Below are 19,520 nucleotides of genomic sequence, written 5' to 3'. Positions count from 1 at the left end.
CCCTGTTAAAAATTGGAATTGGGTGCCCTCGTCGCAAGGGACGGGCAGTAATGCATGGCGATGGCATCCAGATGTGCACGGGCATTGGGCCGCAGACGAGGGGCCACCAGCTGCATTACCTGAAACACCCCGAGAGCGATGTCGGCATCGGCCCGCGGGTGCAGTGCCCGTTGATAGGAGATCCAGAAGGTGCCCACCAGCGCGATATTGGCCGCCAGGGCAGCGATCTGGGCGTCGCTGCCCTGCAGCAAGCCACTGCCGGACAGGCTGTGACAAATGGCGGCAGCGGTCTGTTCCTTGCGCCGAAGCAGAGCAGAGAAGCGCAGCTCCACCTTGTGATTGCCGCTCATCAGGGTGCTGATGTCGTAGTAGAAGAAGCGATATTTCCAGATGAGTTCGAACATCAGGTGCAAGAAGAACCAGATATCTTCTGTTTCATCCAGCGGAGGGGTGACGGTGTCGAGCAGATGAGCCATCTCCTGTTCGAATTCACCGAACAGGGCGTTGACTATCTCCTCCTTATTGTGAAAGTGGTAATAGAGATTGCCCGGACTCATCTCCAGCTCGGCCGCGATGGCGGAGGTGGTGACGGTCGGCTCACCCAGCAGGTTGAACTGGGTGAGGGCGGTGGCCAGGATCCGCTCCCGCGTTCGCCGCTTTGGTTTGCTGTCCATGCTACTCCTTCGGTTGCCGGCGGCCCTTGCCGCCATAACGGTGGGTCAACCAATGTTGCAATTGGGTCAGGGAGGCATCCAGTGCCGCGACCGAGCCAGTTCCCGGAGTGAGCAGGGAGCGCTGCTGATCGGCCAGCGCCCCCAGATTGAGCTCAAGCCCATGTTTGGCGAGGATGGGGCCAAGTTCGGCCCGGCGCTGCCACAGATCACGACGGGTATGCTGGAAGGCGTGCTCGCACAGGTGGCGGCGATCCCGATAGCTGAACACATTGGCAAAAAACATTTCGCCATCAGCCTGGGATGGCTCGAACAGCAAGGCGTCGGCATCCGGGTACTGATGCTTGTAGCGATCCATTCCCACGTGCATGCGCGAATGTATGATGGCGCGAAAGGTCTGGGCCAGCACCACAGGCAAACCACTGTCCACCAGATTGGCGGGGCGCTCGCTGGCGATCCCCGCATCGAACGGCACCAGCGGATTGATGCAAAACACCAGATCGGCTCCCTCCTGCAGCGCCACAGAGGCATGCAGCGTCTTGATCAGCGCACCGTCCACATAGTGACGGCCATTGATCAATGACGGTGGAAACAGGCCGGGCAGGGCAGCAGAGGCTTGTACCGCCGCCGAAATGGGCACATCGTCGAGCCCCGGGCTGCCAAATGCCACGGCGCGGCCTGTGTCGAGCTCGGTGGCGATGACGAACAGGCGGCTCTTGAGTTTGCGAAAGTCATTGCTGCGACCACGGCGAGAGAAAAATTGGGTCAGGAAGCGATCCACCCCGCGGCTGTCAAACAAACCGGTCGGGATCGCTTTGGACATGCCTTGCAAGGAACCGAGCAAGCTTTTTTTCCAGGGGGCGGAGAGGTAATCGGCCAGACACTCCCACGCCAATGGCGGCAGTGAGGTCAGTCGGTCAAGGTATTCACCGAAAGCGGGGCGCAGCAGGGTAGATGGGTCGAAAAACTCGCTGCTGTCATCGCTTAGCAGGATCCGCACCAACTTGTCGGGGGAAATGCCATTGGCCAGCGCCGAGGCAACGACGGCACCGGAACTGACCCCCACATAAATATCGGCCTGTTCGAAACGCAGCCCCTTGATACTGTCGGCAAGGGCGGCGCAGGCTCCGATCTCGTAAATCCCCCCCAGAGGACCCCCTCCGGCGAGGGCAATCGCAATCGTGCTCATGACACAGCCTCCCTTCTCAAGCAAAACCGGCCCAGCAAGAGGGCATGGGCCGGTCAATCACTATGCCAGGCCAAGCAGGTCTGGCCGGTCAGATCAGGAGAGGGTGGTCTCGCCCTTCTCCTTGACATCCTTGGCGACTTTTTCTACCTCGGACGCCAACGCCTTGACCTCTTCTTTCACCTTGGCGATGGGGGCTGCAGCCTTTTTCACCGGTGGCTTCCTGGCCGCAGGTTTCTTGGCGACAGTGGCGGCGGCAGGTTTGGCTTCGGCAGCCGGTGCAACCGTGTCATCCTGTGCATCGACCAGTTGCTGTACTACTTCGGTCAGCTCGGCCATCCGCTTGGAAAGCTTGTCGATATCCTTGCGGGTCGGGATACCCAAGCTGGCGACGGCGCGGGCCACGCGATCCTCGAACACTTGTTCCAGACGGCCCCAGGTCCCTGTGGTCTTGTCGGTGATGGCCGCGATCTTTTCGTCGGCACTCTGACGGGTGCGGGTCTGCAATGCTTCGCCTTCCTGCACCAGGGCTTCGAAGATCTTGCCCCCTTCCTCTTGTGCCTTGGCATAGGCACCCAAGCCCGCCAGCCAGATCTGCTGGGTGGATTCTTTGATGGTCGAGGTGAGCTGGTTGTCGGTCACCGAGCTTGCCAGCGATTTCAATTTCTTGGCCATGATTGTTTCCTTACTGGAGAGTGGGATGAGGTAATGACAACAACCTTGGAACATTCGTTGTGGCATTACTGAGCTTTCATTCTCAGTCTATGGGGAAAAAATAGAGGGTTCTACCTAATAACGGAACAGGCAGTCGTGGTAATTTTGGTCTCGGTCACGAAGATGATGTTCGAATGCATATTTCCAATTGAAGCGTGATATATCTAACGACAACTAACAGCCCAATCAGTAAGGGAATAAATACCATGGACTATTTCATCACGGGGGGCAGCGGTTTTATCGGCCGCCGACTGATAAAAAAACTGCTGCAGCGCCCGAATAGCCGGGTGCATTTCTTGATGCGCGCAGCCCATCTTGAGCGGGTACCCGAATTGCTGGCTTACTGGGGAGTCGACGAGCAAAGGGCAATCCCGATCGTCGGAGACATGACCCATCCCCAACTCGGCGTGAGCGCCACCGAGCAGGAACCACTCGTCGGCAATATCGATCACTTCCTCCATCTCGCTGCCATCTATGACCTCAACGCCAAGGCGGGCATTCAGCAGCAGGTCAACACTGAGGGCACCCGTCAGGCACTGCAACTGGCCGAACGACTCGGCGCTCGCTGCTTCCATCATTGCAGCTCCATCGCAGTGGCCGGTCTGTTCGACGGCCTGTTTCGTGAAGACATGTTCGATGAGGCAGAACACCTCGACATGCCCTATTTCCAGACCAAGCACGAGGCCGAGGGCATAGTGCGCAAGGAGAGCACCATCCCCTGGCGCATCTACCGACCCGGTATAGTGGTGGGGGATGCCAACACAGGCGAGATGGACAAGGTGGATGGCCCCTATTACTTCTTCAAGACCATCCAGAAGCTGCGGCGCCTGCTGCCGCCCTGGATGCCCGCCATCGGCGTCGAAGGGGGTCGCATCAACCTGGTGCCGGTCAACTTCGTGGTGGATGCCATCGATTACATCGCCCATCTGGACGGAGAGGACAACAAGGCATTTCACCTGACCGACTCCCATCCGATGCGGGTTGGCGACATGCTGAGCACCTTCTCCCGTGCTGCCCACGCGCCCGAGCCAGCTATTCGCATCAATGCGGCCCTGTTCAGCTTTATTCCCCGCCACCTGATGGCCATGCTGATGGCACTGACGCCGGTGCGCCGCATTCGCGATGCAGCCATCGCCGATCTCGGTCTGCCCAAGGATATTTTCAGGCTCATCAACTATCCCACCCGCTTTGACAACCGCGAAGCCCAGCGGGTACTGAAAGGAACCGGCATTGAAGTGCCGCCGCTGCACAGCTACGCTTGGCGGTTGTGGGATTACTGGGAGCGTCACCTCGACCCCGAACTGTTCATCGACCGCACTCTGCGCGGCCGCGTCGAGGGCAAGGTGGTGCTGATCACCGGCGCCACCTCCGGCATCGGCAAGGCCACCGCAAGAAAGTTGGCCGAGGCGGGCGCAACAGTGCTGACTATTGCCCGGGACGAGCACAAGATTGCACAGACCCAGGCCGAGTTTGCCGAGCAGGGCTTGACCCTGCAAGTCTATCAGGGAGACATGGCGGACCTCGCCCAAGGGGAGGCTATTACCAAACAGATAGTGGCCGAGCATGGCGGGGTGGATATCCTCATCAACAATGCCGGCCGCTCCATCCGTCGCGCCATCGAGGACTCCTTCGATCGTTTCCACGATCTGGAGCGCACCATGCAGCTCAACTACTTCGGCACCCTCAAGGTGATCATGGGGGTGCTGCCCACCATGATCGAGAAGAAGAAGGGTCACATCATCAACATCTCCTCCATAGGGGTGCTGACCAATGCGCCACGCTTCTCCGCCTACGTGGCCTCCAAGTCGGCGCTCGATGCCTGGGTGCGCACCGCGGCGTCCGAGTTTGCGGATAAAGGGGTCAACTTCTCCATCATCAACATGCCGCTGGTGAAAACCCCTATGGTGGCGCCGACCAAGGTGTATGAGCAGGTGCCCATGATGACACCGGAAGAGGCCGCCGATCTGGTGTGCGACACCATCATCAACAAGCATGTGCGACTGGCTACCCGCCTCGGGGTGTTCGGTCAGGTGATCCATGCCCTGGCGCCACGAGTGGCCCAGGTGATCATGAACACCAGCTTTCGCACCTTCTCGGATCCCAAAGAGGGCGGCGAGTCCAAGGCATCTGCGGATCAGATGGCGGTCTCTACCCTTATCAAGGGCATTCACTTCTAACCTGCTTTCATCGATCAAGAGAGAGCACAAACACCAAGGGCCTGAACAATCAGGCCCTTTTCGTTTCTGGCTGGGAGCGGGCAAGCAGGGTCAGCAGCAGGGCCGTGGTACGGCGCGAGTAGATAAGGGAGAGGTGGCCAAGGGCTGCGAGCTCTATGTCCTCCATGCCCGCCATCAGCTGACGGGACTGAGGCAACACAAAGTTGTCATGACTGGTGCGCACCGAAATTCCGGGCACACACAGCGGCACGGCGGCAAAGCGTTGCAGCCAACCGGAACCTGGCTCCATCTCCCGCGCGTTGTCACCCAGTGCAATGGTCGCCAGCTGGCTGCCCTGATGGGGCGTCGCCAGGGTAATAAGCTGCGCCACCTTGCCACCGCCGGCCAGGGCAAGATAGTCACGGCACACCAGCCCCCCCATGCTATGGCCAATCAACACCAGCTGAGCGGCGCCAGTGGCAGCCAGCACTTCATCGATACGCTTGGCCAGCAGGGGGACCATGTCATCGAGATGACCGAAAGGAGGAGTCAGGGTAACGGTGGCGACCACGTGACCGGCCGCTTCCAGACGGGCTCTTTGTACCCGCCAGATCCCGCGACTGCAACCGTAACCGTGAACCAGCAGCAAGGGCAGGGGGGAGGGGGTAAGCCTGTCCGGCGCCATCAGCAGCCGCTCAAATGGCAGCAACCAGGTGAAGGTAAACAGATAGGCGATCATCTCCCAAACCACCATGCGTAACCAGGCCCGCAAACCGATGGCCGGTGCCGGATAGAAGCGGGAGAACCCCCAGGTCAGCAATACCACCAGGCAGCGCAGCCCCAATAGCGTCAATACCACAAACAGCAGGGAGAGCAGGGGAGAGAGGCCAATGACCAGATGCGCGATGCCCCCGAGGAGCATCACCTCAACCAGCAGCAGTATGAGCAGTTGTCTTGTGATCGTCATGAGCCCATCATCCAGCTTGCTTAAAGCGGATGTCAAATGACCCTTTCATCAATGTGATGATGGCCGCGTAATCGGCCACAGTCTCTCATCATCACCCGCTTTATCTGGATATTTGCAATACTGTATATCCGTACATATACTTGTATTCACTATCATGAGGAGGACGCCATTATGGCTGTTGAAATCAAATATGTTGTCGTGCGTGGGGGAGTGGAAAAGATGACCTTTGCCAGCAAGAAAGAGGCGGATGCCTATGACAAGCTGCTGGATACCGCCGACGAGTTGATGACCTTGCTGGCGGGGGCACCTGTCAATCTGGAACCCGAACAGCAAGAGACCCTGGCCTTCTACCTGGCCGAACAGCGTGACGTACTGCAAAACGTACTGCGCGGTGGCAAGGCGCAGGTGAGTACCAAAGAGGATCCCCAGCCAATGGAAGAGAAGGCTGACGCTGACAAACCCAAGGGAAAATCCCTCAAGAGCGTGGCGTGAAGGCAAGGGGAGTAGGGCGCTAGGTTGAAACAGTGAAACAGCAAGCTCAAACACCCCAAGATATTCACAATTTAAGAATTTACAGTCAATTTTACGGATATTTACCCCGAGAAATTTTGAACAAAGGTGCATATCCATTGAATAAACATAGAAAGTCGCCCAAACGGGTTACAACAGCCGATGCAGCATCGCACACAGCTGGATTTTTTGTCACATCATGATGCCGATAACCCCATTTATCGGCATCAGCTTTTGAACAGAGCACACGTCTCCCATCCTATAGACCAAGCAAGCACCACCATGACCTCTATGTTACTTCCACCCGCCATGCCGCTGTTTGACGGCCTGGCTCACCTGGAGGCGGGCAATCCCCAGGTCAATCAGTATCTGGCCAACCTCAGCCTGAACGACGTGCCCGATGCAGGCCTCGTCTACGAACTGGCGGTCGACTGGCTGCTGGAGCAACGCCATAACGAGAACAACTACAAAACGTACCGTAGCGAGCTGACGACATTTCTGCACTGGTGTTTCAGCGAGCTGGCCATCAGCCCGAAAGACCTGACCCGGCGCATCATGATGCGCTATCTCGACTATTGCCAGGCGCCACCAGACCAGCTGATTGCTTACCGCAATGTGGCGCAGTTCATCCTAGACAAAGAGTGGGGAGAACGGCTGCCCAATCCGTTGTGGCGGCCATTCCTCGGCAAACGGGAGCTGGGCCGCGAGCTGCCATACCGTCTGAGCGAACAGGCAATGAAGACCAAGCTCGCCATTCTGTCGGCCTTCTTCCAGTTTCTGATCCAGGAAGAGTACATGGACAGAAATCCGGCTCTGCTGCTGCAACGAGTCAAGCGACCGGTCCAGCAGGAACCAGATGATCAGGGCCAGGCCTTCAGTGAGTTGCAATGGTCCTACGTGATGCAGGCCGCCGACCGACTGGCAACCGAATCACCGGATCAGCACGAGCGCAGCCGCTTCCTGATAAGCCTGATGTACGCCTGTTATCTGCGCATCTCGGAAGTGGCAGCCAGACCGGGTTTTACGCCCGTCATGGGCCAGTTTCGCCGTGACGGTAAAACCGGCGTCTGGGGCTATTACATTCCACGCAGCAAGGGCGGAAAACGACGTACTGTGGCGGTGTCTCAGGCATTGCTGGAAGCGCTCAAGCGCTATCGCACTTTCTTGGGGTTAGCGCCATTGCCGGCCCCCAATGAACAAACACCACTCTTTGTACGCCATAAAGCCGCCGCGCATGGCCGTGAACAGGGAGAGCTCAATGCCAATCTCGGTATCCGTCAACTACGTGAACTGGTGATGACGGTGATCCAGACTGCCGCCAATCTGGCCGAACAGGACGGCTTTACCCAGGACGCCGCCGAGATGTGCAATCTGACACCGCACTCCATTCGCCACACCGGCATTACCCATGACATCAATCTCAATGGCAGACCCTTATCCCATGTTCAAGCTGACGCGGGTCATGACAGCATCGACACCACCTCCAAATATCTGCACACCGGCAACAGTGAACGGCACGAAAGCGCCAACCATAAACCGCTTGATAGGTTGCATGAATGAACGTGTGTTGGTGTGTCGATGAAGAGTGAGAGATAACAAATCAATGTGAGCGATACAGTGGCCAACCGAACACGCGCGCTGATAGGAGCAAGAGCGAACGTCACGAACCAGATGAGTGCCAACTCGGTAGCGTGTTTCATCTCATAAATAAAACCGCGCATAATGTATATTATGTTAAATTCAATATCTTGTTTTCTGTTCCCATAAATTGAACTGTGTATAATGGAAACAAATGATCCTATCTCCGACCGGATATCTTAAGTGGCTGAATTAACATCAGAACAACTAAAACCCGCTTTCGCGATTGAACAGTTCCCTGCACTTAGCAAGCTAGAACCCATTCCCTTCGCCGCCTTGCAACCCAGAGTGATTTCCGGCATCAAGCGCCTCGCCAGTTTTGATGGTGATTGCCCGGTCATGCTGCTCAATGGTTTCCCCGGCGCTGACTATGAAGGTGTGTGCCAGACATTGATCGCCGCCTCCAATGGCAAGGATGGTGACCTGTTTGATCTCTGTTATACGGAAAACTTGAACAACCCGTTCAAACCGATCTGGTTGCGTCTGCAACCTGGTACCGGCATCGAGTTTTGCGAAATGGTGGGTGAACTGCTCAAACTGATGAGCCACCATCTGGATGCCGAGCGTCTGGTCACTCGCATCATGCGCAAGCAGAACAACGATCCCAAGATCGATGACTTTCTTTCCGATCTGGCGGCCCATGTGGCTCAAGGACTCGAATTCCAGCACCCTGTGCTCATCAACCTGCTGATCCACCATGAAGATCAGGAAGCTCCGGTGATTTATGGCCGGGATCTGAACTGGGATACCCTGTTCGGCTCCATCAACTATCAGACCGAACAAGGCTCTGTTTACGCCAACCAGCATCTGCTGGAGCCGGGTCTGTTGCGTCAGGCCAATGGCGGCTATCTGATATTGCAACTCGACGAGCTGCTGGATCAGCCCCACCTCTGGTTCAAGCTCAAGAATGCCATTCAGAAAGGCGAACTGGACTGGAATGCCTATCAGGAAGGCAAGACCCTGACTCCCTTCTTTACCCCGGAAGCGACCCCCATCAAGCTCAAGCTGATCCTGGTCGGTGACCGCCTCGAGGTATCCGAGTTCCAGATGCTGGACAGGGACATGTCCGAGCGCATCTTCCTTCGTGCGGATCTGGTATCAGAGGTCAACATTGATGAAGACCTGCCTGAATTTCTGCAGTATCTGGCATGGTTACGCGAGCGTTGGACACTGCTGGACTTCACCCCGGCCGCCCTCGCCGCCCTCTGTCGCCATGCCAGTCGCCTGTGTGACCATCAGGAGTGGCTCTCTCTGTCCGAGATACAGCTCAGTGCCATCATGCGCATGGCGGACAGCCTGGCCCGCGAAATGGAAGCCGAAACCGTGACTGATGAGCATATCCGGTTGGCCCTTGAAGAGCAGGACTACCGCCTAAATTATCTGGTTGAACAGTCTGATCAAGGCGTCATTGACGGCCAGATCCTGTTGCAAACCGATGGTGAGGAGATCGGCCAGATCAATGGTCTGTCCGTCATTCAGGTCTCGGGTCATCCCTATGATTTTGGCGAACCTGTACGTCTCACCGCGACCGTGCACCTGGGCGATGGCGACATTGCGGATGTCGAACGAAAAGCTGAGCTGGCTGGCCATATCCACGCCAAGGCGATGATGATCATTCATGGTTATCTCTCCAACAAATTTGGTGCAGAAACCCCCTCACCGCTCTCTGCCAATCTGGTGTTCGAGCAGTCCTATCATGAGATCGATGGTGACAGCGCCTCTCTGACCGGCCTGTGCGCCCTCCTCTCTGCCCTCGCCCGCCAGCCCATCTATCAACACTTTGCCGTCACCGGCGCGGTCGATCAGTTCGGCAATGTGCAGGCGGTAGGTGGTGTGAACGAGAAGATTGAAGGCTTCTTCCGAGTGTGCAAGATCCATGGCATCACAGGTAAGCAAGGTATCATTCTGCCGGGCACCAACATCCAGCAGTTGAACCTATCCGACGAGGTGATTGCCGCCGTCGAAGCAGGTCAGTTCCACATTCATCCGGTGGACCATGTGGAAGAGGCTATCGAGCTGCTGACTGGCTGTGTAGCGGGTGAGCCAGACATGCCGGATACCCTGTTTGGCCGGATCCAGCAGCGACTGGACGAACTGAATGGCACCGCGTTCAAGGGGGGCTTGATCCGCCGCCTGCTGGGCCGGTTGTTCAGCCTGTAATAAAGAAGAGATCGGAGTTGTTTAGCGCACAAGTGTACGCTAAATTGGCCCGGCTTTGACCCATATGAAGGATAAACAGCGTGACCGTAGACAATACCACCATTGATCCCCGCCTTTCCCTGTGTGAACAAGGCAAAGACTCGTTTACCCGTGAAGAGCTGCTCGCCTGCAGCCGTGGCGAATTATTTGGTGAGGGTAACAGTCAGCTGCCCGCCCCCAACATGTTGATGATGGATCGCATCGTCAAGATCAACGACAACGGTGGTGAGCATGGCAAGGGCGAGATCCTGGCAGAGCTCGACATTACGCCGGACCTCTGGTTCTTTGACTGCCATTTCCCGGGTGACCCCGTTATGCCAGGCTGTCTGGGTCTGGATGCAATGTGGCAACTGGTCGGCTTCTTCCTCGGCTGGAAAGGCGGTCCGGGTAAAGGCCGTGCACTGGGTGTGGGTGAAGTGAAATTCACTGGCCAGATCCTGCCGACCGCCAAGAAAGTGACCTACAAGATCACCTTCAAGCGCGTCATCAACCGCAAGCTGGTCATGGGGATCGCCGATGGCGTCGTGGAAGTCGATGGCCGTCCCATCTATAGCGCCAGCGATCTGAAAGTGGGCCTGTTCAAAGATACCACTGCATTCTGATCGACTGATTTAGTGGTAACGTAAAGGGGCCTCAATGGCCCCTTTCCTTTTGTAATGAGTGATGAAGTACCAATTACTTCATGAAGAGGCCTGAACCCCGCCCTTCCATGGCGTCTCGCCAACCACCAAGCCAATGCCCTCGGGCATCCAGGCATTGGTACGGACACGCTTCTTTCTGTTTGCCGACCACGCCAGCCTGATAACCACGAGCGCGAGCTCTTTCCAGACGGTCCCGTTTTTGTCTCTTCATCATCTACGACCCTCTTCGTGGAACAAAAAAAGCGACCAATTTTTCATCGGTCGCTTTCATCTTTACCCCACGAGATGGGCAGGGTCAAACAAAAAATGTCATGCTATCCGGTCATTGTGACACAAGACACTGAACCACATTAATTTTTAGTGACATCCCATTTTATCGTTGGTAACGGCGCAGCCAAGTAAACGGCAGGGCCAGCAGAGTCAACCAGAACAGGCTGCCACCACCACTGCCACCATCCTGACCAGTCTGGTTATTGACCGGCGCATTCGCGACCACATAGCTTGCAGGCTCGTTGTTCTTGTAATCGGCAACGGCTGGCGTCAGCTTCACGCTAACGATGGTGGAATTGGTACGATTGTTGAGATCGCTCTCGCTGTTATAGCGAAAAGCCGTCGCAGCGACAGTACCATCCGTGCTGATGCCGCTGGCATACGCGATGTGGTAGTAGTAGCCGTTCTGGGCACACTGCTTGGCACCCGCATCATCCAGCCCGCAGATCAGATCGTTCAGATACCAATTTTTGCTGGTCGCAGCATTGAGCAGGAAACCTTCCTGCATGCGATTGGTGCCATTGACCACTGGCTGGGTCTGGTGACGAGAGTCACGCCAGCCCACGACCATGTTGTGGTTGTTGATGGCGGCAGCTTCCGAGCCTGCACCGCTGATTGGGCTGTCTTGCAACGGCACACTCGCCGTCTGCTTGGTGTTCAAGTTGAACACGAACATCTCGACCGGTCGATTCTGCCCCTTGTTGATGCGATAGAGCTGGTTACCAATCACATAACCGTTGTCGTTGACCGCCACAGCCCAGCTGTGTTGCAGCTTGGCGTCATCCTTGCCCGGCTCGCCTTCGGCCAGCGGTATAGTCTGGGTGGTACCGACCTTGCCACCGGCCAGATCCAGCGTCCAGTATGCCGCCAGGTTGCGGCCATCCAGGTAGTTGGTGCCAATTTCACCGGTAGAGGAGTAGCCCACACCGAACAAGCTGCCATTGACGTTGCCAACCCCGAGTGCAGACGCCGTCTGGATCACTTCGTTACGGCCACGGGAATACTCGTTGGCCTGGATCAGCTTGTTGAAGGTGCCTGTGCTGTTGAGCAGCCAGAAGCTGGCCTGGGTGTTGAGGCCCGGGCAGTAGCGGTAGTCACCATACTGGCCGTCGTTACCGGCGAAGCACCAGTTGTAGGTCTCGGAATTGACGGCAATGGTCTTGCCGGTGGCGGCAGTACCGGTCACCAGGTACTGGCCGTTGTCCAGCTTCTTGATGCTGGTCGGCACGCTCAGGCTGTGGGTGCTGGCGCCATCCTTGAGGTTGACGGCGTTGCCTTCCTCTACGATGGCAAATGCGGTGCGCAGTTTGCCATCCATCTTGTAGCCCACGCGAGTGCCTGCTACGTCACCCAAAGCGGTAACCAAACCATCAGTTTCGTTGCTGACTAGGTCACCCACATTGCTGCGCTGATCGGTTTTGGCCAGAAAGTCGACACGCCACTGATACGCAAAGTTGCTCTTGTCGTTCCAGAAGGCGTTGCAAACCGAGTTGGAGAGCATGCAGCCCTGCTCAAAACGGAAACGATCGACCAGGAAGTCGGCGAAACGTACGGTCGAGAAGTGATCGGCCATGTTGTTTTTGGTGTTGATCCCGACGAGCCCGTTGCCATCGGCACTGATCGCGCTGGCGAATCCCTTGTCAGACCCGTCGACAATGGTGAAAAAGGGGCTTTGTGCCGCCTGGGCGTGCAGGCTGGCGCTGACCAGAATGGCCAGCATGGATAATTGCTTTTTCATCTACTTCCTTAGTCCTGATGTTTCAACGCTTCCAACTCCTCCCAACGGGAGAAGGCTTGTTCCAATGCAGCCTCTGCTGCATTCAGGGCATCCAGTTTGAGCTGGGTTTGATCGCTCGGCAACGCGAAGAAACCGGGATGGTTTACCTCTGCCTGCAGGGCATTCAGCTCAGTCTCCAGCTGTTCCAGTCGGGCTGGTAGATTATCCAGCTCCAGCTGCAACTTGTAAGAGAGTTTTTTGACTTTAGAGGCAGCAGGGCTTGCCACAGCGACAGGCTCTGGCGTTTTGACCTGAGCCGCTTTTGCCGCCAGCTGTGTGCTCTGCTGGGCCCGCGTCGCCATCATGTCGGCATAACCGCCCACGTAATCGCTGATACGTCCATCCCCTTCAAACAACCAACAACCTGTCACTGTATTGTCGATAAAGCGACGATCGTGACTGACCAGCAACAGGGTGCCAGGATAGTCCGCCAGCAGCTCTTCCAGCAATTCCAGCGTTTCGACATCCAAGTCGTTGGTTGGTTCATCGAGGATCAGTAAATTACTGGGCTTCAAGAACAATTTGGCCAACAGTAAACGGTTTTTTTCGCCCCCTGACAAGGCTTTCACAGGGGTACGTGCCCGCTTGGGTTCAAACAGGAAGTCCTGCAGGTAACCCAGAATGTGGCGAGAGCGGCCGCGCACCATCACTTCCTGCTTGCCCTCCCCCACGTTGTCCATCACCGTCTGCTCGGGATCGAGCTGATCGCGATACTGGTCAAAGTATGCAACTTCCAGCTTGGTGCCCCCCTTGACCAGACCACGGCTGGGCTCGAGTTGGCCCAGCAACAGCTTGATGAGGGTCGATTTGCCGCAACCGTTGGGACCCACCAGGGCGATCTTGTCGCCACGCAGCACTTGCAGATCCAGCCCCTGGAACAGGGTACGATCGCCAAAGTCCAGCCCCAGCCCTTCGGTTTCGAACACCAGCTTGCCAGAACGATTCACATCGTCCATTTGCAGCTTGGCCTTGCCCTGCAGCTCGCGACGCTGGGAACGCTCCATCCGCATCGCCTCAAGGGCACGTACCCGGCCTTCGTTGCGGGTACGGCGCGCCTTGATGCCCTGACGTACCCACACCTCTTCCTGGGCCAGCTTGCGATCGAACTCGGCATGTTGCAGCTCTTCAACCCGCAGTGCCTCTTCCTTGCCCTGCAGATATTCGTCGTAGTTGCCAGGCCAGGAGGTGATCACGCCACGGTCGAGATCGATGATCCGGGTCGCCAGCTTGTGGATGAACTCCCGATCATGGGAGATGAAGACGATGGCGCCGCGAAAATCCTTGAGGAAATCTTCCAGCCAATTGATGGCTTCGATATCCAGGTGGTTGGTCGGCTCATCGAGCAGCAGCAGATCGGGATCGCAGGCCAGCGCACGGGCCAGGGCCACTTTACGCAACCAGCCACCGGACAGACTGTCCAGGGTTGCGTCGGGATCGAGGTTCAGCAGGGTCAGCACCTGGCTGATACGGGTCTCGAACTGCCAGCCATTCTGATAATCGAGCTGTTCTTGCAGCTCGCTCATGATGCGAATGTTGGCATCGCTCGGATCGTGGGCCAGCTCCATGGAGATATGGTGATACTGCTTGAGCAGCTCGCCGACGCCGGCCAGCCCCTCGGCCGTGTAGTCAAACACGGTCAGATCGCTGGAAGCAGGTGGATCTTGCTCGAGGCGAGTCACTTTCAGATCCTGCTGCTGTACCATGCGCCCGTCATCGAGTGGCAGTTCGCCGGCAATGATCTTCATCAGGGTGGACTTGCCCGCCCCGTTGCGCCCGACCAGACAGAGACGCTCACCGCGCTCAATGCTGAGCTCGGCATTGTCGAGCAGCGGGAAATCACTGAACGACAGACAAGCGCCGTGCAATGTTAATAAAGCCATGTTTCTTCCTTATTACCTGATGAAAAAAGCGGGGCCAGCTCTCTGCCCCCCTTTTTCTCTATTCGTGCTCAGCCGTGACTGGCCTGCGCAGTTACCCAGACACCGAGCTCTGCCAACGTAAAGGGCCAGCCCAGCTCGCGACCGGCCTCATCGCGCAGCACCGGAATGCGTATCCGATAAGCAGCGAGCCATTCGGCATCATTGATGATGTCGCACTGACGGGTCTGGCTGGCCAATCCGGCCTCTTCCACCAGCTGCCATGCCTGTTCGCACAGGTGGCAGCCGTCGGTGTGAAACAGGGTCAGCATCAAACCTCCGCTGGCACGTCGGCGTGGGTGATGATCCAGCAGTTATGGATATGCTGGTTGCGCTCGAAGTCCTTCGGACGCGTCTTGCTCGTGATGTTCTGCGCCTTGAGGCCCACGGCCTCGAGTCCGGCCAGATCCATCTTGAAGTGACGCTTGTTGTTGGAGAACACCAGGGTGCCATCGGCAGCCAGTAGGCGCTTCAAGTGCTGCATCAGCAGCAGGTGATCGCGCTGCACATCGAAGCTCTCGTCCATCCGCTTGGAGTTGGAGAAGGTGGGCGGATCGATGAAGATGAGGTCGTACTGATCATCCGCTTCCGACAACCACTTCAGGCAATCAGCCTGCACAAACTTGTGCTGACGGCCCACCAGCGAGTTGAGACGCATGTTGTCCTGCGCCCAGTTCAGATAGGTGTGGGACATGTCGACCGTGGTGGTCTCGCTGGCACCGCCCAGACCCGCATGCACTGTGGCACTGCCGGTATAGGCAAACAGGTTCAGGAAGCGCTTGCCCTTGGCCATCTGGCCCAGCATGCGGCGAGTCTGACGGTGGTCAAGGAACAGGCCAGTATCCAAGTAGTCGTAGAGGTTGACCCAAAGACGGGCACCGTACTCCTGCACTTCCATCCGGTGCTGCTCTGCGGCGAGCTTCTGATACTGCTGTTTGCCCTCCTGACGCTCGCGCACCTTCAGAATCACCTTCTCGCCGTCCATGCCGGTCACCTTGATGGCGGCCTGCACCATGTCGAGCAGACGCTGGCGAGTTTTCTGGGCGGGGATGTCTTTGGGCGCGGCGTACTCCTGCACCACCAGGTAATCCTGATAGCGGTCGATGGCGGCATTGTATTCCGGCAAGTCCGCATCGTAGAGGCGGTAGCAGTCGATGCCCTCTTTGCTCGCCCATTTCTCGAGGGTTTTAAGATTCTTGCGCAGACGGTTGGCAAAGTCCTGCGCCACCTCTTTCTGGGAGGCCACGGAGTCCAACGCAATCTGGTAGTTGCGCAACTGACACTCGAGCGCCCCGTTGAACAGACGATATTGCTTGTCGGCACGCAGACGCAGACAGCTCAGCAGCTCGGGCGAGGCAGAGAGAATAGAGACGCGCCAGCCCTGGAAGCCACGACGCAAGGCATCGCCGAGTGCCTGATGCACTTCGAGCAGGGCCGGAAACTCGCCGAGACGCTCGCCATAGGGCGGGTTGGAGATAAGCATGCCGACTTGACGGGCTTCCTCCTGACTCGCTTCCCCTTCAACAACGGCTGGCATCGGCAGCGGATTTTCAAGCTGGGTCACATCGGCTTGCTTGAAGGTGATGAGGTGGGCCACACCGGCCGCCTTGGCGTTGTCGCGGGCTTTCATGAGCACACGGGGGTCGGCATCGCAGCCAAACAGCTTCACTTCACAACGCTGCATGCCACGCTTGGCGCGCACCTGGGCTTCCATCATCAGACTCTGCCAGAGTTCGCTGTCGTGTTGCAGCCAGCGATCGAAACCGAAGCGCTCGCGGCGCAGCGCCGGCGCCATGTCGGCGGCGATGAAGGCCGCTTCGATCAGCAAGGTGCCGGAACCACACATGGGGTCCATCATGGGCTCACCGGCCCAGCCGCTACGGGCAATCATGGCACAGGCTAGGTTCTCTTTGAGCGGTGCTTCGCCTGTGCCCTGACGATAAAAACGTTGGTGCAGCGCCGGGCCTGACAAGTCCAGCGTGATATTGGCCTTGCCTTTGCCCAGATGCGCCATGATGCGAATATCCGGCGCCTTTTTGTCCACATCCGGGCGCACATGACCGCGCTTGGTGAAGCGATCAACAATGGCATCCTTGATCTTCAGCGCACCGTACTGGGTATTGCGAATGGCGGGGTTGGTACCGGTAAAGTCCACCGCTATGGTGGAGGTGCCGGAGAAGTGCTCTTCCCAGGGGATCGTGTGGGCGCCCAGATAGAGATCCAGATCGTCGTTCATCTGGAATTCGGACAGCACCAACACGATGCGGGAAGCAAAACGGCTCCACAGACAGGCCTTGTAACCAATGGCCAGTTCGCCTTTGAAGTGAACGCCGGCGACAGTCTCACGGACCTGCTCTGCGCCCAGGGTGGTCAGCTCGTCGGCCAACAGGTTTTCCAGCCCCTTGGGGCAGGTTGCAAAAAATTCTTTCATCACGCTCACGGGGATGCCATAAAAATAGTGCCGCATTATACCTTAAGAGCCGATCCGGAGCAGCAAAAGCTTCGCGCTGGCGCGACAGACAGGTACAGGCCAGCTTGCTCCCCACCCCCCCATTTATCTGGCATACGCAAGAAGGCTTGGCCAATTGACATATAGGAACCTGATGGAGATGTGATGCTCATGTGGGTCAGCTTGTGGGTCAGCTATAGACGAGCGGTCATCAGATGGTCCCGGATATTCATTGCCTCGTCAGAGCAAGACGCTAGGTAATGGCTTCTATATCCGGGTATGAATGGCCTACCGTTCTTCACAGGGATTGCCATATCTGACAGGCGTCAAACAAAACTCATTGCGTTATTATCTTTCCGACAGAGCAAGTCCTTTCTGTAACCCCGTGTTTTGCCCTCCCGTTATCGTCCGTAAACCGGGAGGGCTATTTTTTTGGGCGCAGCCTGGCGATAGCCTATTTATGCCGGACTGTCATATCTATCAGGTTTCAGAAGAAACAATTCCCTCTAACATGACCCGGCTGTTGAAACAAACCATCCATTCCTTCTGTCGTGTGTGTTTTACGCCCTCTTATCATGTTTGGTAGGAGGGCTTTTTTGTGGGCATAACATAAGAGGAAAAAAGTACTATGGCGCGACAGAAAAGGGCTATTCACCAAATAGGAGGGGCATTGAGGAGCAACAACAAAGGGGGCAAAAAAATATCGGACGAGCAAAATCAGACTAAATATTAAGCACGTTTACTTGGATGGGTATCAGCTCACCTGACGATATTGTGTCTGGGTTGCAACTCTGGCGGTCATGCGGTTGTTCATCACCTTGATCACACCAAAGCGCGGCAGGATCTTGCTGGTTGTCAGTATCAGATCCTCGGTCAGATTGAGGCACACGCTGGCCTGTTCACCTGCTTCGATCACCATGAACTCCCCCTTGCCATGAGGTGTATTCATGCACACCAAGGATCCGGTTTCAGGAATAATAAAGGGGTGGACCTCACCAAAGAACCAGCTTTGTGGCATCAGTGGTTTATAAAAGCGACTGACAGCGATGGCATTGAGTACCAGCTGGACCTGATGTGGCGTACTCCAGTCGAGTTCGACAGCCTTGTCCATCAATTGATAATAGAGGGCGGCATCATCCACACAAAAAGGCTGAGTGGTGAAGGAGCTGGGCACCAATTGTCGCCCTTTATATTCAGTAGCGAATATCATGCGATCGGATAAATCCAGCATCAGACGATCATCATGAGCATCATAATGCCACTGCCAATTGTCATTGGGTTGGATACACATGGGGGTGCCCTTACTGAAAGTCGTTACTCGACTTTATTCCATGTCGAGAATTTCAGCAACTTTAAATAAAGGGCACCCGTTTATTTCTTAAATATGAGTCACAATTTCTTTGACCAGACTCGGGCCCTTATAAATAAAGCCGCTATAAATCTGGACCAGACTGGCACCCGCAGCGAGCTTCTCCCGCGCAGCCATGGCGCTGTCGATACCCCCTACCCCTATGATGGGCAGTGCACCGTCCAGAGCCTTGGCCAGCTGGCGAATAACCTCCGTGCTCTTGTGCTGCAACGGACGCCCACTGAGGCCACCGGCTTCACCGGCATGGGGCATGTCATAGATCATCTCCCGATCCAGGGTGGTATTGGTGGCAATAACGCCATCGATCCCGTTTTTGATCAAGGATGCAGCGACCTGATTAATTTCATCCAGACTCAAGTCCGGTGCAATTTTAACGGCGAGCGGCACGTACTTTTTATATTGGGCGGCCAGCTCTTGCTGACGCACTTTGAGGGCTGCGAGCAACTCATCGAGGGCATCACCGTATTGGAGCGAACGCAGGCCCGGAGTGTTGGGGGAAGAGATATTGACGGCAATATAGCCGGCATGATCATAGACCTTGTCCATGCAGATCAGATAATCGTCTTTGCCCTGCTCTATGGGAGTGTCTTTGTTCTTGCCGATATTGATGCCGATGACACCCTGGTATTTGGCTTTCTTGACCTGCGCCACCAGATGATCGACACCCTTGTTGTTGAATCCCATGCGGTTGATGATCCCCTCGGCCGGAATAACCCGGAACAGACGGGGCTTGTCATTGCCACTCTGGGGTTTGGGGGTGACGGTACCGACTTCTATAAAGCCAAACCCCATGGCCCCAAATGCGTCGATGCACTCCCCGTCTTTATCCAGCCCGGCTGCCAATCCGACCGGATTGGCAAAATAAAGCCCCATGACAGTGACGGGGCGTTTGGGCAATGAATGGCGGAAGAAACAATCAAGTGGCGTACCGAGAAGGCGGGGCAAATATTTGATGGAGAGATCGTGTGCCTGTTCGGGATTGAACTTGAACAAGAAATGCCTGGCGAGGGGGTACAACATTTTTGCTCCTTAAAAAAGCCCCGGCAACTGGCCGGGG

General features: G+C 56.5%; 16 protein-coding genes. 5 read left to right on the top strand and 11 right to left on the bottom strand.

What is annotated here, in order from left to right:
* Nucleotides 1-5 precede the first annotated feature (5 nt).
* The 3 genes from ONZ54_RS11730 to ONZ54_RS11720 form a co-directional block, all read right to left on the bottom strand.
* Nucleotides 6-674: a TetR/AcrR family transcriptional regulator gene (locus ONZ54_RS11730; protein ID WP_265430769.1), complete on the bottom strand. Its 669-nt coding sequence runs from the start codon at nt 672-674 to the stop codon at nt 6-8.
* Between the two features lies 1 nt (nt 675).
* Nucleotides 676-1,860 carry a patatin-like phospholipase family protein gene (locus tag ONZ54_RS11725; protein ID WP_271786233.1) on the bottom strand — a complete coding sequence of 395 codons (1,185 nt, stop codon included), beginning with the start codon at nt 1,858-1,860 and terminating at the stop codon, nt 676-678.
* 93 nt (nt 1,861-1,953) lie between these two features.
* Nucleotides 1,954-2,532 (bottom strand): phasin family protein, encoded by a 579-nt coding sequence (locus tag ONZ54_RS11720; RefSeq protein WP_021138889.1) that lies wholly within the window; start codon nt 2,530-2,532, stop codon nt 1,954-1,956.
* Nucleotides 2,533-2,777: 245 nt separating this feature from the next.
* On the opposite strand from ONZ54_RS11720, the gene ONZ54_RS11715 reads away from it, so the two are divergent.
* Nucleotides 2,778-4,748, top strand: coding sequence for an SDR family oxidoreductase (locus tag ONZ54_RS11715; protein ID WP_271786232.1), 1,971 nt, complete (start codon nt 2,778-2,780; stop codon nt 4,746-4,748).
* A 49-nt stretch (nt 4,749-4,797) separates the two neighbouring features.
* Here the strand turns inward: ONZ54_RS11715 and ONZ54_RS11710 are convergent, their stop codons facing one another.
* On the bottom strand, nt 4,798-5,694 hold the full coding sequence (locus tag ONZ54_RS11710; protein WP_271786231.1) for an esterase/lipase family protein: 897 nt from the start codon (nt 5,692-5,694) through the stop codon (nt 4,798-4,800).
* A 171-nt stretch (nt 5,695-5,865) separates the two neighbouring features.
* Between ONZ54_RS11710 and ONZ54_RS11705 the strand changes: the two genes are divergently transcribed.
* The 4 genes from ONZ54_RS11705 (at nt 5,866) to fabA (ending at nt 10,643) form a co-directional block, all read left to right on the top strand.
* Nucleotides 5,866-6,186, top strand: coding sequence for a YebG family protein (locus tag ONZ54_RS11705; RefSeq protein ID WP_271786230.1), 321 nt, complete (start codon nt 5,866-5,868; stop codon nt 6,184-6,186).
* 300 nt (nt 6,187-6,486) lie between these two features.
* Entirely contained in the window at nt 6,487-7,764 is a 1,278-nt protein-coding gene (locus ONZ54_RS11700; protein ID WP_271786229.1) for a tyrosine-type recombinase/integrase, read from the top strand.
* Between the two features lie 261 nt (nt 7,765-8,025).
* Nucleotides 8,026-10,002 carry a Lon protease family protein gene (locus ONZ54_RS11695; protein WP_125606668.1) on the top strand — a complete coding sequence of 659 codons (1,977 nt, stop codon included), beginning with the start codon at nt 8,026-8,028 and terminating at the stop codon, nt 10,000-10,002.
* 80 nt (nt 10,003-10,082) lie between these two features.
* On the top strand, nt 10,083-10,643 hold the full coding sequence (gene fabA / locus ONZ54_RS11690) for a 3-hydroxyacyl-[acyl-carrier-protein] dehydratase FabA (protein ID WP_005315696.1): 561 nt from the start codon (nt 10,083-10,085) through the stop codon (nt 10,641-10,643).
* Nucleotides 10,644-10,716: 73 nt separating this feature from the next.
* Here fabA and rmf read toward each other — a convergent pair whose 3' ends face one another.
* The 7 genes from rmf to pyrD form a co-directional block, all read right to left on the bottom strand.
* Nucleotides 10,717-10,896, bottom strand: a complete 180-nt coding sequence (gene rmf / locus ONZ54_RS11685; protein WP_005315693.1) for a ribosome modulation factor — start codon at nt 10,894-10,896, stop codon at nt 10,717-10,719.
* 159 nt (nt 10,897-11,055) lie between these two features.
* On the bottom strand, nt 11,056-12,690 hold the full coding sequence (locus tag ONZ54_RS11680) for a DUF3466 family protein (protein WP_005315688.1): 1,635 nt from the start codon (nt 12,688-12,690) through the stop codon (nt 11,056-11,058).
* Between the two features lie 8 nt (nt 12,691-12,698).
* Entirely contained in the window at nt 12,699-14,609 is a 1,911-nt protein-coding gene (gene uup / locus ONZ54_RS11675; protein ID WP_271786228.1) for an ATP-binding cassette ATPase Uup, read from the bottom strand.
* Nucleotides 14,610-14,677: 68 nt separating this feature from the next.
* Entirely contained in the window at nt 14,678-14,917 is a 240-nt protein-coding gene (locus tag ONZ54_RS11670) for a glutaredoxin family protein (RefSeq protein ID WP_271786227.1), read from the bottom strand.
* Nucleotides 14,917-17,112 carry a bifunctional 23S rRNA (guanine(2069)-N(7))-methyltransferase RlmK/23S rRNA (guanine(2445)-N(2))-methyltransferase RlmL gene (rlmKL, locus tag ONZ54_RS11665; RefSeq protein ID WP_271788230.1) on the bottom strand — a complete coding sequence of 732 codons (2,196 nt, stop codon included), beginning with the start codon at nt 17,110-17,112 and terminating at the stop codon, nt 14,917-14,919. Before rlmKL ends, ONZ54_RS11670 begins: the two co-directional genes overlap by 1 nt.
* A gap of 736 nt (nt 17,113-17,848) precedes the next feature.
* Nucleotides 17,849-18,385, bottom strand: coding sequence for a cell division protein ZapC (locus ONZ54_RS11660; RefSeq protein ID WP_021138728.1), 537 nt, complete (start codon nt 18,383-18,385; stop codon nt 17,849-17,851).
* 87 nt (nt 18,386-18,472) lie between these two features.
* The gene (gene pyrD / locus ONZ54_RS11655) at nt 18,473-19,483 is read right to left on the bottom strand and encodes a quinone-dependent dihydroorotate dehydrogenase (RefSeq protein ID WP_005315654.1); all 1,011 of its coding nucleotides are present in this window, start codon (nt 19,481-19,483) and stop codon (nt 18,473-18,475) included.
* Nucleotides 19,484-19,520: the final 37 nt, after the last annotated feature.

This window comes from Aeromonas salmonicida, from assembly GCF_028355655.1.
Classification (GTDB): domain Bacteria; phylum Pseudomonadota; class Gammaproteobacteria; order Enterobacterales; family Aeromonadaceae; genus Aeromonas; species Aeromonas salmonicida.
The sequence above is the reverse complement of the archived record's forward strand: the minus strand, read 5'-3'. Positions and strand labels throughout refer to the sequence as shown.

Bases quoted from the DNA above. Each gene is read 5' to 3' on its own strand.
- ONZ54_RS11725 (WP_271786233.1), bottom strand. From the start codon at position 1,860: ATGAGCACGATTGCGATTGCCCTCGCCGGAGGGGGTCCTCTGGGGGGG.
- ONZ54_RS11670 (WP_271786227.1), bottom strand. From the start codon at position 14,917: ATGCTGACCCTGTTTCACACCGACGGCTGCCACCTGTGCGAACAGGCA.
- uup (WP_271786228.1), bottom strand. From the start codon at position 14,609: ATGGCTTTATTAACATTGCACGGCGCTTGTCTGTCGTTCAGTGATTTC.
- ONZ54_RS11710 (WP_271786231.1), bottom strand. From the start codon at position 5,694: ATGACGATCACAAGACAACTGCTCATACTGCTGCTGGTTGAGGTGATG.
- ONZ54_RS11715 (WP_271786232.1), top strand. From the start codon at position 2,778: ATGGACTATTTCATCACGGGGGGCAGCGGTTTTATCGGCCGCCGACTG.
- rlmKL (WP_271788230.1), bottom strand. From the start codon at position 17,112: ATGCGGCACTATTTTTATGGCATCCCCGTGAGCGTGATGAAAGAATTT.
- ONZ54_RS11730 (WP_265430769.1), bottom strand. From the start codon at position 674: ATGGACAGCAAACCAAAGCGGCGAACGCGGGAGCGGATCCTGGCCACC.
- rmf (WP_005315693.1), bottom strand. From the start codon at position 10,896: ATGATGAAGAGACAAAAACGGGACCGTCTGGAAAGAGCTCGCGCTCGT.
- pyrD (WP_005315654.1), bottom strand. From the start codon at position 19,483: ATGTTGTACCCCCTCGCCAGGCATTTCTTGTTCAAGTTCAATCCCGAA.
- ONZ54_RS11705 (WP_271786230.1), top strand. From the start codon at position 5,866: ATGGCTGTTGAAATCAAATATGTTGTCGTGCGTGGGGGAGTGGAAAAG.
- ONZ54_RS11680 (WP_005315688.1), bottom strand. From the start codon at position 12,690: ATGAAAAAGCAATTATCCATGCTGGCCATTCTGGTCAGCGCCAGCCTG.
- ONZ54_RS11700 (WP_271786229.1), top strand. From the start codon at position 6,487: ATGACCTCTATGTTACTTCCACCCGCCATGCCGCTGTTTGACGGCCTG.
- ONZ54_RS11720 (WP_021138889.1), bottom strand. From the start codon at position 2,532: ATGGCCAAGAAATTGAAATCGCTGGCAAGCTCGGTGACCGACAACCAG.
- ONZ54_RS11660 (WP_021138728.1), bottom strand. From the start codon at position 18,385: ATGTGTATCCAACCCAATGACAATTGGCAGTGGCATTATGATGCTCAT.